Below are 11,216 nucleotides of genomic sequence, written 5' to 3'. Positions count from 1 at the left end.
CTCGCCCATGGGACGGGGCCCCGCACTGTTGTGGTGTACCGGACAGGGAAGATGAGGGCGTGAAACCTGATCACGTCACCCCCTGCCGCCAGTTCCTGCACCCCGGTGAGGTGTTGTGGGAGGCCAGGCAATACACCGAGTACCCCGATCTGCCGCTGGTGCCCGCCGAGCTGCGGGCACCCCGGCAACGGTCGGCGCGCAAGAAGGGGATCTTGGGGGCGCTGAGCGAGGTGCTCGACAAGGCGTCGCGGCCGCCCAGCGGTACGGCCGGCCGCCGGCCCGGCGGCCGGCTGCTGGACAACCGGCTGGTCAACAACCCGGTGACGCGCGCGGTCGGCACGGTCGCGGAAAACCTCGACGAGGCCCGGGAGAACATCGAGGACGCCGTCGACGACGCCGTGAACCGTGCCCTGTTCGGCAGGACCATGGAGGGCGACTGGGCGAGCATGGCCGGCCGGTTCCTCGTTCAGGTCACCAACGCGGGCGGCTCACCGCGGCACCAGGCGCTCACCGACCGCCGGCTGTTCGTGCTGACGGACCATGCCTCGGGGTGGCGGGAGCGCCCGCCGGAGCTGGAGGTCGCCGCCCAGATACAGCTGTCGAACATCGCGGAACTGCGGCCCAGGCCGCGCACGGTGTTCCCCCGCGGCCGCTTCGACCTGGTCTTCGTCGACGGCTCGTGGCTGGCGTTGTGCTGTTCGTTCCAGGAGGACATGGAAGCGATGGTCGGGGCCTTCCGGAGGCGCTGATCCCGGGCCTGCCCAGGCTCCTTCGACCACCGCGGCTCCTGCGGCGGGCGCGCGGTCCGGGCCGTGGAAGCCGCCGGGGCAGCGCCCACCGCACCGGACCGCGGCCCGGCCGCGACCGCTCACCCCGGCAGCACCCTCGTCACCGTTCCCACCAGCGGCAGGTCCTTGAGCGCGGCGCCGTTCGACAGTGCGCCGGTCAGCAACGAGGTGCCCACCGGCTTGAAGTCGGCGATCTGGGTGCTCACCGCGTTGGCGAGCGGGTCGACGGAAGTGTTGGCCAGCGGGTCCAACTGGAGGTTCTTGACCGGGCCGAGGCCGCCGGCCGCGGAGTGCAGCAGTGCGCCGGTCAGTCCGGAGGCCGCGGCACCGGTGTCGGTGGCGAGGTCCGAGGCGGCCGGCGCCGCGCTCGCCGTGGCCGCACCGCCCGCCGCGAGCGCCGCACCGGCGGCGGAGATCACCAGTCCCGCCCGCAGCAAGGCGCGCGGAACGCGGCTGGGCTTGGGACGCGCATGGGAGGGCATGTGCCACCTGCCTGTGGATCGAAGGGGTTCGAAGTGCTGTGCGAGCCAGAGCATTCGGGTAATCAATTGACTGCGTAGCGTAGTTGAGGGGCGGGAGTCGATCCACCTCGCGCGCCAGGGGTACCCCACACGGCGCAATACGCGACAATGGGTGCCCGTGAGCTCCCACACCACCACCCGGCCGCCCGCCGCCCGGCCCCCCGCTGCCCGGGTCGTTCTGCTGACCGGCCCCTCGGGTTCCGGCAAGACGTCCCTGGCCGCCCGCAGCGGCCTCCCCGTCCTCAACCTCGACGACTTCTACAAGGAGGGGACGGACCCGACACTGCCGCAACTGCCCGACGGCGGCGGCGCCGACTGGGACGCGCCGCTGTCCTGGGACGCCGGCGCCGCCCTCGCGGCCATCGACGCGCTGTGCCGTACGGGGCGGGCCGACGTTCCGGTGTACGACATCGCGAGCAGCGCCCGGGTCGGCGCGTCGGGGCTCGACCTCGGCGGCGCCCCGCTGTTCATCGCGGAGGGCATCTTCGCGGCCGAGGTCATCGCGGACTGCCGGGCCGCGGGGCTGCTGGCCGACGCGCTGTGTCTGCGCGGCCGCCCCACCACCACCTTCCGCCGGCGGCTGGCGCGGGATCTGCGCGAGGGCCGCAAGTCCGCCCCGTATCTCGTCCGCCGCGGCCTGCGGCTGCTGCGCGCCGAGCGGTCGGTCGTCGCCCGGCACACCGCTCTGGGCGCGCACGCCTGCGCCAAGCCGGAGGCGCTGGCCCGTATATCGGCCGCGGGGACGCCGGACGCGGTGGGTGCGGCCGTCCGTTCCTGATGGGCGGGGCCGGGGCCGCGACGGCAGCTGCGCGCACACCCGGAGCAGACACGAAGATGCGGGCTCGGACAGACCCCCCGGCCGTCCGAACCCGCTCTTCTCCCCTGCTCCCCCGTACTTCCCCCGTATCCCCCGATACGCCCGGCCTCCGCGGATCACTCCGCTTCGGCCGGTTCCCCCATATCCCCGTTCCCCCCTCGGGCGTTCCCCCTGCCCCCCCCGGGCTCCCCCCTCGGTCCTCAGGCCACCAGCTCGCCGAAGGACTCCTCCTCGTCACGGCCGAAGCTGAGGACCTCGTCCTCACGCAGCCGGCGCAGGGCGCGCCAGATGCTCGACTTCACCGTGCCGACACTGATGTTGAGAATGTCCGCGATCTCCGGGTCCGTACGGCCCTCGTAGTAGCGCAGCACCAGCATCGTGCGCTGCGTCTCGGGCAGCCGGACCAGCGCCTGCCACAGCACGGCGCGCAGCTCGGTGCCGCGCATCGCGTCCACGTCACCGGCCGTCTCCGGCAGCTCCTCGGTCGGGTACTCGTTGAGCTTGCGCCGGCGCCAGGCGCTGATGTGCAGATTGGTCATGGTGCGGCGCAGATAGCCGCCGAGCGCCGCCTTGTCACTGATCCGGTCCCACGCCCGGTAGGTCGAGAACAGCGCGCTCTGGAGCAGGTCCTCGGCCTCGTAGCGGTCGCCGGTCAGGTGGTAGGCGGTGGCGTACAGGGAGGCGCGGCGCTCCTGGACGTAGGCGGTGAAGGCCGCTTCGGCCTCGGCCGCCTCCGACGCGGAACGCCGTTCCCCCGTGGCCTCCCCGTACTCCGCTCCCCCGGTGTTTCCCCCGTTTTCTCCCCCGTGGGCGGCCTTGCCCCCGTGCCCCGGGTTGATTTCCACCGTCATGGCGTCGATGGCCACCATGAAGGGCGGCCGCTGACGCCCGGTGCTGCGCGTGCAGCCCCGTACGGCACCGGACTTCTCGCCGGTCCGGACGACATCGTGGAGTCGCGTGATAACTGCGCTGGAAGTGCTGCCGTGCAGTGTGTTCATCTCGCGCCCCCCGTCGTAGAGCCAGCTCGTTCGGTGTGTACCGGGTTGTTGATCTCTCCCGGTGCCCAAAAGACTGCCAAGCCAGTTTCATCGCGTTGTCCGCCGACTGTCACAGGCCTGTCACAGGGCTCTGGGCGGCGCGTCGCGGGGGCCCACGCGCGTGGGCCTTGTGTACGAGAGCGCCACTGGTCGATGTCCCGGCGTCCCATGGGCCAGAATGGCTGACGTGCCTTTCCTGTTGCTGATCGAGGACGACGACGCCATCCGCACGGCCCTCGAACTCTCGCTGTCCCGCCAGGGTCACCGTGTGGTGACCGCGGCGACGGGCGAGGACGGCCTGAAGCTGCTGCGTGAGCAGCGCCCGGACCTGATCGTGCTGGATGTGATGCTGCCGGGCATCGACGGTTTCGAGGTGTGCCGGCGGATCAGGCGTACGGACCAGCTGCCCATCATCCTGCTCACCGCGCGTAACGACGACATCGACGTCGTGGTGGGGCTGGAGTCCGGCGCCGACGACTATGTCGTCAAACCGGTCCAGGGGCGGGTGCTGGACGCCCGGATCCGGGCCGTGCTGCGCCGCGGCGAGCGGGAGTCCAGTGATTCGGCGACGTTCGGCTCGCTGGTGATCGACCGGTCGGCGATGACGGTCACCAAGAACGGCGAGGATCTGCAACTGACACCGACCGAGCTGCGGTTGCTGCTGGAGCTGAGCCGCCGGCCCGGTCAGGCGCTGTCCCGCCAGCAATTGTTGCGACTGGTGTGGGAGCACGACTACCTGGGCGACTCGCGCCTGGTGGACGCGTGTGTGCAGCGGCTGCGGGCGAAGGTGGAGGACGTGCCGTCCTCGCCGACCCTGATCCGTACGGTCCGTGGCGTCGGCTACCGGCTGGATTCGCCGCAGTGAGGGAACGTTCCGCGGGCGCTATGACGGACGACAGCACGGACGGCGGCGCGGGCGCCGGGGCCGGGAACGCGTCCGGGCCCGCGGCGCCCCGGCGGACGCAGCGGGTGCTGCGGGGGCTGCGCCGGGCATCGGGGCTGCTGCGCTGGACCAGTCTGCGGCTGCGGCTGGTCGTGGTCTTCGGGCTGGTGGCGCTGACGGCGGCGGTCTCGGCGTCGGGCATCGCGTACTGGCTCAACCGCAACACCGTTCTGGAGCGCACCCAGAACGCCGTCCTCAACGACTTCCGCAAGTCGCTGGAGGACAGTACGCGGTCGCTGCCGCTGCGGCCGCGGTGTGCCGAACTCCAGGACGCGGCGCGGCAGATGGCGGCCGGGCCGCAGGACTACACGGTGCTGCTGATCGGCGTCGACCGCGAGGGCAAGGCGTGCGCGGCCACCACCAACAAGAATCTGCTGACGCTCGACAGCGTGCCCCTGTCGCTGCGTACCGCGGTCGACGAGGTGCGCACGGTCGACGAGTCCAATCGCTACGCGCACCACCTGTACTGGCAGCGCAAGGAGGTCGGGGACGCCCCCTATCTCGTCGCCGGGGCGAAGGTGATCGGCGGCGGGCCCACCGGCTACATGATGAAGTCGCTGGCCGCCGAGCGGCAGGACCTCAACTCGCTGGCCTGGTCGCTGGGGATCGCGACGGCGCTCGCGCTGGTCGGCTCGGCGCTGCTGGCGCAGGCCGCGGCGACCACCGTGCTGCGGCCCGTACAGCGGCTGGGTCATGCCGCGCGGCAGCTGGGCGAGGGGCGGCTGGACACCCGGCTGCGGGTGACCGGCACGGACGAACTGGCCGATCTGTCCCGGACGTTCAACCGGACGGCGGAGCGTCTGGAGCACCGGGTCGAGGAGCTGAGCGGGCGGGAGGCGGCGTCCCGGCGGTTCGTCGCCGATATGTCGCACGAGCTGCGGACGCCGCTGACCGCGATCACCGCGGTCTCCGAGGTGCTGGAGGAGGAGGCGGACTCCCTCGATCCGATGATCGCGCCGGCGGTGCAGCTGGTGGTCAGCGAGACCCGGCGGCTGAACGATCTCGTGGAGAACCTGATGGAGGTCACCCGCTTCGACGCGGGGACGGCCCGGCTGGTGCTGGACGATGTCGATGTCGCGGACCAGGTGACCGCCTGTGTCGACGCCCGGGCCTGGCTGGACGCGGTCGAGCTGGACGCGGACCGCGGCATCGTGGCCCGTCTGGACCCACGGCGGCTCGATGTGATCCTGGCGAATCTGATCGGCAACGCCCTCAAGCACGGCGGCTCGCCGGTGCGGGTCTCGGTGCACACCGAGGAGGTGCCGGGTGACGGCGCGGGCGGCAGGACGGGCAGCACGGCGGTGACCGGCGGTCCCGCCGCGCCCCATGCGCCCGGCGGCCCGGAAGCCGGTACGGAGCACGAGGGTCCGGAGCGGTCCGGGCCGGAGCCGGACGAGGGGCGGCCCGGGGGCGGCGAGCTGGTGATCCGCGTACGGGATCACGGCCCCGGCATCCCGGAAGAAGTCCTTCCGCATGTCTTCGACCGCTTCTACAAGGCGAGCGCGTCCCGGCCGCGGTCGGAGGGCAGCGGTTTGGGCCTGTCGATCGCGCTGGAGAACGCACATATCCACGGCGGGGAGATCACCGCGGCCAACCTCCCCGAGGGCGGCGCGGTCTTCACGCTGCGGCTGCCGATGGACGCCACACCGCTGACGGACGGCGAGCGCAGGGACCGCGGCACGTCCCGCGGGGCCGACGAGGGCACGGAGGACGGGCGATGACGCCGATCAGGCGGACGGGGCGGCGCGCCGCCGCCGTGGCGGCGCTCACGCTCGCCGCCGCGGGCTGCGGCATCCGGGGCACGTCGGTACCGGTCGACGCGGGGGGCGCGCCCTCGCGGGTGAGCTGCAAGGCCCCGGCGAGCGAGCCGGCGCCGAACCCGCCCGGCCGGTCCCAGGCCACCGTCTATCTGGTGTGCGGTTCGGCGCTGGCCCAGGTGGAGCGGGCGGTTTCGCTGCCCAAGGGCCAGGCGGACACCGATCCCCGGCTGCCGACCGCCCGTGCGCTGCTGAAGGAGCTCCAGCGGCAGCCGTCGTCCGACGAGGACCGGGCCGGCTTCAGCACCGCGCTCCCCCAGGACCTGAAGGTCACGGCGCCGCGCGCGGGCGATCCCGCGGACACCCTGCGGCTGAGCATCCGGCCGGAGGATCTGCCGTCGTTCGCCCTGGCGCAGCTGGTGTGCACCTACGGCGCGAGCCCGGCGCTGGGCAAGCAGCACGCGGCCGTGCTCGGCGGACCGGGCGACACCACCGCGCACCGCTACGACTGCTCGGCGGATGTGCTGGCCAATCCGGATATAGCGGAGAACGCCGGGTGGGGCGACCCGTTGGCGGAAGAGGACTGACCCGGCGGAGCAAGCCGGGCCCAATTGGGCGGAACCGCAGCCACCGCCGGTCGCGTCCTGGCCTGTGTGCAGCGTCATGGCCCCGGCACCACCGCCGTTCCCCGTATGCGCGTCACCGGACTTCTCCTCCTTGTGGCGCATCTGCTGATCGTCGCCTCGCTGACGTTGCGTCCCCGCGCGGTGACCTGGGTGTCCGCGGCGAATCTCGAACCGCTGGCGACGATCCGTGCCGAGCTGACGCACGGCCCGTCGTGGGACGCCGTCCAGCATCTGGGCGGCTCGGTGCTGCTGCTGGCGCCGCTGGGCGTGCTGCTGCCGCTCTCGGCTGGCCGGCTGAACGTTTCTCCGCTGGTGTCGCTGACCCGCACGGTGTTCGCCGGCGCGATGATCTCGCTGGCCATCGAGCTGCTCCAGTCAGGGGTACCCGGCCGGGTCCCGGACATCGATGCGGTGCTGCTCGGCTCCCTGGGTGTGGCCCTGGCGCACCTGGCGGTCGTCCCCGCGGCCCGGCGCCGGCTGCGTCGCCGGTACGGGGATCTCGGGGAGGTAACCCCGAGGATTCCCAGGGTTGAGCTGGCCCCGCAGGCTGATGTTCTCTCCGGCAGCCGGACCTACCTTTGAGACATCGGGGCAAACGTCCCACCGAGTCGCAAAGGAGCCGCCGTCATGGCCGCCGCACTGGTCCGCCCCAGCAACGACCGAATGATCGCCGGAGTGTGCGCGGGCCTGGCCCGTCGCTTCGGAACGACGCCGAAGACGATGCGGGTGCTGTTCGTGGTGTCGTGTCTGCTGCCCGGCCCGCAGTTCCTGGTCTACCTGGCACTGTGGATACTCCTCCCCTCCGAGGGGAAGCCCGCCACCGGCGCCGCCGCCTGGTGACCCGGCCGGCAGGCACCGCCGCCTGGTGACCTCGCCGGCTGCCCGTCCACCCGGCCCAGGGCCCGGTCCGGCGCGCCGCCGCCCGGTTCCGTTCCCTGACCGCACATGACGATGCCCCGGCCGTACGCACAAGGGCGTTCGGCCGGGGCACGGCGCAGAAGGTGTCCCTAGGGGACGAGCCGCGTGGTGGGATCAGCCACCCAGGGGGAGGGTCTTGGTGACGGCGCCGGTCGGCAGGCCGCCCAGCAGCTTGTTGCCCTGGGAGTTGAGCTTGGTCTTGACGTCGTTACCGGCCGGCTTGGACTTGGTGAGCCCGGAGACGGTCTTGGTGGCGTCCTTCACCGGCAGGCTCTTCAGCACCCCGGCGGTGTCCACCGACGGGGCCGCGCTGGCGACGCCCGCGGCGGTGACGACAAAGGCGGCACCGAGCGCGACGGTACCGAGAGTCTTGATGGTTCCCTGCTTCATCGAAATTACGTCCTCGTGATGGGGGCTTGACCGGCAAATCAACCTACTGAGGCGGCAACCGGCGCCGCAAACAGCCACGACGAAAGAAAAAACGGCCGGTGGACATTCCACCGGCCGTTGCGCTATAGGCTCGCGCCAGCCCTCACGAAGAGTCAGAATCACTGTTCACAGCGGGCGTTGTGGACGCCGGACGGAACAGCCATTCGGCCCGGAGTTCCGCGTAACCGGGCTTGATGACGTCATTGATCATGGCCAGACGTTCATCGAAAGGAATGAACGCTGATTTCATCGCATTGACTGTAAACCACTGCATGTCATCGAGCGTGTATCGAAATGTCTTGACCAGGTGCTCGAATTCCTGCGTCATGGTCGTGTGGCTCATCAGCCGGTTGTCGGTGTTGACCGTGAGCCGGAACTGGAGCCGGCGCAGCAGGCCGATGGGGTGCTCGGCGTAGGAGGGGGCGGCGCCGGTCTGGAGGTTGGAGGTCGGGCACATCTCCAGCGGGATGCGCTTGTCCCGTACGTACGAGGCGAGGCGGCCGAGCTTGACCGAGCCGTCGTCGGCGACCTCGATGTCGTCGATGATCCGGACGCCGTGGCCGAGGCGGTCGGCGCCGCACCACTGGAGGGCCTGCCAGATCGACGGCAGACCGAAGGCCTCACCGGCGTGGATGGTGAAGTGGTTGTTCTCCCGCTTGAGGTACTCGAACGCGTCGAGGTGGCGGGTGGGCGGGTAGCCGGCCTCGGCGCCCGCGATGTCGAAGCCGACGACGCCGGTGTCCCGGTAGCGGTTGGCGAGTTCGGCGATCTCCAGGGCGCGGGCGGCGTGCCGCATGGCGGTCAGCAGCGCACCGACGCGGATGCGGTGGCCGTTCTCGCGGGCCCGCCGCTCGCCCTCGCGGAAGCCCTCGTTGACCGCCTCGACGACCTCTTCGAGGGTCAGCCCCTGCTCCAGGTGCTGCTCGGGCGCGTACCTGACCTCGGCGTAGACCACACCGTCGGCGGCCAGGTCCTCGGCGCATTCGGCGGCCACCCGGGCCAGGGCGTCGCGGGTCTGCATGACGGCGCAGGTGTGGGCGAAGGTCTCCAGGTAGCGCTCCAGCGAGCCGGAGTCACAGGCCTCCCGGAACCAGACCCCGAGCTTTTCCGGGTCGGTCTCGGGCAGTCCCTCATAGCCGTTCTCACGGGCCAGCTCGACGATGGTGGCGGGGCGCAGGCCGCCGTCGAGGTGATCGTGGAGCAGCACCTTGGGGGCGCGGCGGATCTGTTCACTGGTCGGCAGGGTGGTGGTCTCGCTCGTCATCTCGGCACTCTAGCCCCTACGCGCGTAGATCTCATCGAACGATACCTAAAGGTGACCCGTCCGCGGGGTGGCCGGGGGGCCTCCTTCTGCCATCGTTCTGCACATGGCGCAGCAAGCACTGCCGGTGCGTGAGGCCCGGCTGGGAAAACCGCTGGGAACGGCCGGGAAGGAAGGGGCGCGCGAAGCGCTCCGGTGGAGGGGCGGCGGGCGGGGCGCCGGCCGGGAGGTGAGCGGGGTCGCGCTTTTACTGCCGGGCGGCGGACCGACCGGGGTACGGCGCCCGTCGCCGGTGGCGGCACTGGCGGTGCGCCCGCTGGCGGTCCGGCTGGCGAAGGCCGGGCGCCCTGAGGGCCTGACGGCCCATGTCGTGCGCTACCGCTGCCACGGCTGGAACGGGGCCGCGGCCCATCCGGTGCGGGACGCGGACTGGGCCCTGGAGGAGGTGGTCCGCCGCTACGGCGATGTCCCGGTCTGCCTCGTCGGCACGGGCATGGGCGCCCGCGCCGCCCTGCACGCCGCGGGACATCCGGCCGTCAACTCCGTACTGGCGATCGCCCCTTGGCTGCCCGACCCGCACCCGGACGGCGAGCAGCCCGAACCGGTGAAACAGCTCATCGGCCGCCAGGTCCTCCTCGTCCACGGCACCAACGACGAGCGCACCGACCCCGATCTCTCCTACCGCTACGCCGAGCGCGCCAAGAAGGTCAACCGCGACATCTGCCGCTTCGAGGTGCACTCCGACGGCCACTCGCTGCATCAGCACCGTGCCGAAGTCCTGGCCCTGGCGGCCGACTTCCTGCTTGGCTCGCTGTTCGCCCGGGGCTATGCCAGGCCGGTGAAGGACGCACTGGCCGCGCCGCCGCCGCTGGGCCTGCGGATGCCGCTGGCGGCGGGGTTCGGGGCGTCGTTGCGGCAGTGAGGAGGCCCGGGGGCCGGCGATGGGGCCCGTCAGCTTGCGGGCGGGCACCGTCGCCTCGCGGCGGGCGGGCCCGTCAGCTCGCGGTGGGCGGGCGCCGGGCCCTCGCAGCGGGCGGACACCGTCACCTCACGTCCGGCGGACACCGTCACCTGGGCAACAACCGCCCCCGCCGGCTCAGCAGGAACTTCTTGAACGCGGCTACCGGTGGGGTGTCCGGGTTGCCGTCGAGCCAGGCGACGCCGATCTCGCGGACCGCGCGCGGTGCCGTCACGGTGAGCTCGGCGACGCCGGGGCGGGGCACGGCCGGCGGGGGGAGCAGGGCCACGCCCAGCCCGGCCGCGACCAGGCCGCGCAGCGTCTCGGCCTCCTCCCCCTCGAACGCGACCCGCGGGGTGAAGCCCGCCTCGGCGCAGAGCGCGTCGGTGATCCGGCGCAGCCCGTAGCCCGGTTCGAGGGTCACGAACAGCTCGCCGGCGGCCTCCGCGAGCCGGATCCGCTTCCGGGCGGCCAGCGGATGGTCGTCCGGCACGACCAGGCGCAGCTTCTGCTCGTCGAGCCGGCGGGCGACCAGGTCCGGGTAGTCGGGCACCGGCGAGGTCAGACACAGGTCGAGGTCGCCGGCGCGGAGCCGTTCGATCATCGCCTCGCCGTAGTTCTGGACGAGCTGGAAGCGGACGCGCGGGTGGTCGGCGCGGAAGGTGCGGATCAGGCCGGGCACGGTCTCCGACCCGAGGGTGTGCAGAAAGCCGAACGCCACCTTCCCGGCCGCGGGATCGACATCGGCCCGTACGGACTCCGTCGCCCGCTCCAGGTCCGTCAACGCCCGCTCGGTGGCGGCGAGAAAGGCGCGGCCGGCGGGGGTGAGGGAGAGCGTGCGGCCGTGCCGGGCGAAGAGGGCGACGCCGAGGTCCTCCTCCAGACGGACGAGGGCCCGGCTGAGCGTCGGCTGCGGCATGCCGAGCTCCTGCGCGGCGCGGGTGACGTGTTCGTGCCGGGCGACGGCGGTGAACTGGGCGAGCCGCGGAGCGAGCGTCACCGCCCACGAGTCGGCCCCAAGCTCGGCCACCTCGCCGGTGTCAACCCCTGCCCGGCCCGAACCAGCGATGTCTTTTCTGTTGCGACCTTGCAACAGAGGCCCTTGCGACCTGGGATCATGTGTCACAGCATCGATTATGCCGTTTCCATGCATTGGACGCA

13 protein-coding genes are annotated in these 11,216 nt (G+C 72.0%); 8 read left to right on the top strand and 5 right to left on the bottom strand.

Annotated features, from left to right (window positions below):
• The first annotated feature begins 59 nt into the window (after nt 1-59).
• Nucleotides 60-749 (top strand): hypothetical protein, encoded by a 690-nt coding sequence (locus AC3EUV_RS07045; protein WP_435602416.1) that lies wholly within the window; start codon nt 60-62, stop codon nt 747-749.
• A 119-nt stretch (nt 750-868) separates the two neighbouring features.
• Here AC3EUV_RS07045 and AC3EUV_RS07040 read toward each other — a convergent pair whose 3' ends face one another.
• Nucleotides 869-1,270, bottom strand: a complete 402-nt coding sequence (locus AC3EUV_RS07040; protein ID WP_432141571.1) for a hypothetical protein — start codon at nt 1,268-1,270, stop codon at nt 869-871.
• Nucleotides 1,271-1,427: 157 nt separating this feature from the next.
• Here AC3EUV_RS07040 and AC3EUV_RS07035 point away from each other — a divergent pair, with 157 nt between their 5' ends.
• Nucleotides 1,428-2,087: an ATP-binding protein gene (locus tag AC3EUV_RS07035; protein ID WP_432141570.1), complete on the top strand. Its 660-nt coding sequence runs from the start codon at nt 1,428-1,430 to the stop codon at nt 2,085-2,087.
• A 239-nt stretch (nt 2,088-2,326) separates the two neighbouring features.
• On the opposite strand, the gene AC3EUV_RS07030 is transcribed toward AC3EUV_RS07035, so the two are convergent.
• Nucleotides 2,327-3,124, bottom strand: a complete 798-nt coding sequence (locus tag AC3EUV_RS07030; protein WP_432141569.1) for a SigE family RNA polymerase sigma factor — start codon at nt 3,122-3,124, stop codon at nt 2,327-2,329.
• A gap of 226 nt (nt 3,125-3,350) precedes the next feature.
• Here AC3EUV_RS07030 and afsQ1 point away from each other — a divergent pair, with 226 nt between their 5' ends.
• From afsQ1 to AC3EUV_RS07005, 5 genes are all read left to right on the top strand, one after another.
• Entirely contained in the window at nt 3,351-4,028 is a 678-nt protein-coding gene (gene afsQ1, locus AC3EUV_RS07025) for a two-component system response regulator AfsQ1 (protein ID WP_026169550.1), read from the top strand.
• Nucleotides 4,029-4,048: 20 nt separating this feature from the next.
• Nucleotides 4,049-5,827 (top strand): ATP-binding protein, encoded by a 1,779-nt coding sequence (locus tag AC3EUV_RS07020; RefSeq protein WP_432141568.1) that lies wholly within the window; start codon nt 4,049-4,051, stop codon nt 5,825-5,827.
• Nucleotides 5,824-6,450 carry a hypothetical protein gene (locus AC3EUV_RS07015; RefSeq protein ID WP_432141567.1) on the top strand — a complete coding sequence of 209 codons (627 nt, stop codon included), beginning with the start codon at nt 5,824-5,826 and terminating at the stop codon, nt 6,448-6,450. Before AC3EUV_RS07020 ends, AC3EUV_RS07015 begins: the two co-directional genes overlap by 4 nt.
• Nucleotides 6,451-6,555: 105 nt before the next feature.
• Complete coding sequence (locus AC3EUV_RS07010; protein WP_432141600.1) at nt 6,556-7,071, top strand: VanZ family protein; 516 nt, start codon at nt 6,556-6,558, stop codon at nt 7,069-7,071.
• 45 nt (nt 7,072-7,116) lie between these two features.
• Nucleotides 7,117-7,329, top strand: a complete 213-nt coding sequence (locus AC3EUV_RS07005; RefSeq protein WP_432141566.1) for a PspC domain-containing protein — start codon at nt 7,117-7,119, stop codon at nt 7,327-7,329.
• Between the two features lie 192 nt (nt 7,330-7,521).
• On the opposite strand, the gene AC3EUV_RS07000 is transcribed toward AC3EUV_RS07005, so the two are convergent.
• Together AC3EUV_RS07000 and AC3EUV_RS06995 are read right to left on the bottom strand one after the other, a co-directional pair.
• A complete protein-coding gene (locus AC3EUV_RS07000; protein ID WP_432141565.1) occupies nt 7,522-7,797 on the bottom strand; it encodes a hypothetical protein in 276 nt (91 codons plus the stop codon).
• 142 nt (nt 7,798-7,939) lie between these two features.
• A complete protein-coding gene (locus tag AC3EUV_RS06995; RefSeq protein WP_435602415.1) occupies nt 7,940-9,100 on the bottom strand; it encodes an adenosine deaminase in 1,161 nt (386 codons plus the stop codon).
• Between the two features lie 103 nt (nt 9,101-9,203).
• On the opposite strand from AC3EUV_RS06995, the gene AC3EUV_RS06990 reads away from it, so the two are divergent.
• Nucleotides 9,204-10,019, top strand: a complete 816-nt coding sequence (locus AC3EUV_RS06990; protein ID WP_435602413.1) for an alpha/beta hydrolase — start codon at nt 9,204-9,206, stop codon at nt 10,017-10,019.
• Between the two features lie 145 nt (nt 10,020-10,164).
• Here the strand turns inward: AC3EUV_RS06990 and AC3EUV_RS06985 are convergent, their stop codons facing one another.
• Complete coding sequence (locus AC3EUV_RS06985; protein WP_435602412.1) at nt 10,165-11,208, bottom strand: LysR family transcriptional regulator; 1,044 nt, start codon at nt 11,206-11,208, stop codon at nt 10,165-10,167.
• Nucleotides 11,209-11,216: the final 8 nt, after the last annotated feature.

This window comes from Streptomyces sp. bgisy130 (assembly GCF_057708345.1).
The sequence above is the reverse complement of the archived record's forward strand: the minus strand, read 5'-3'. Positions and strand labels throughout refer to the sequence as shown.

What these genes read in the sequence shown, in the direction of transcription:
- AC3EUV_RS06990 (WP_435602413.1), top strand. Translation starts at nt 9,204, where the DNA reads ATGGCGCAGCAAGCACTGCCGGTGCGTGAGGCCCGGCTGGGAAAACCG.
- AC3EUV_RS07015 (WP_432141567.1), top strand. Translation starts at nt 5,824, where the DNA reads ATGACGCCGATCAGGCGGACGGGGCGGCGCGCCGCCGCCGTGGCGGCG.
- AC3EUV_RS07000 (WP_432141565.1), bottom strand. Translation starts at nt 7,797, where the DNA reads ATGAAGCAGGGAACCATCAAGACTCTCGGTACCGTCGCGCTCGGTGCC.
- AC3EUV_RS07020 (WP_432141568.1), top strand. Translation starts at nt 4,049, where the DNA reads ATGACGGACGACAGCACGGACGGCGGCGCGGGCGCCGGGGCCGGGAAC.
- AC3EUV_RS07040 (WP_432141571.1), bottom strand. Translation starts at nt 1,270, where the DNA reads ATGCCCTCCCATGCGCGTCCCAAGCCCAGCCGCGTTCCGCGCGCCTTG.
- AC3EUV_RS07030 (WP_432141569.1), bottom strand. Translation starts at nt 3,124, where the DNA reads ATGAACACACTGCACGGCAGCACTTCCAGCGCAGTTATCACGCGACTC.
- AC3EUV_RS06985 (WP_435602412.1), bottom strand. Translation starts at nt 11,208, where the DNA reads ATGCATGGAAACGGCATAATCGATGCTGTGACACATGATCCCAGGTCG.
- AC3EUV_RS07010 (WP_432141600.1), top strand. Translation starts at nt 6,556, where the DNA reads ATGCGCGTCACCGGACTTCTCCTCCTTGTGGCGCATCTGCTGATCGTC.
- AC3EUV_RS07005 (WP_432141566.1), top strand. Translation starts at nt 7,117, where the DNA reads ATGGCCGCCGCACTGGTCCGCCCCAGCAACGACCGAATGATCGCCGGA.
- AC3EUV_RS06995 (WP_435602415.1), bottom strand. Translation starts at nt 9,100, where the DNA reads ATGACGAGCGAGACCACCACCCTGCCGACCAGTGAACAGATCCGCCGC.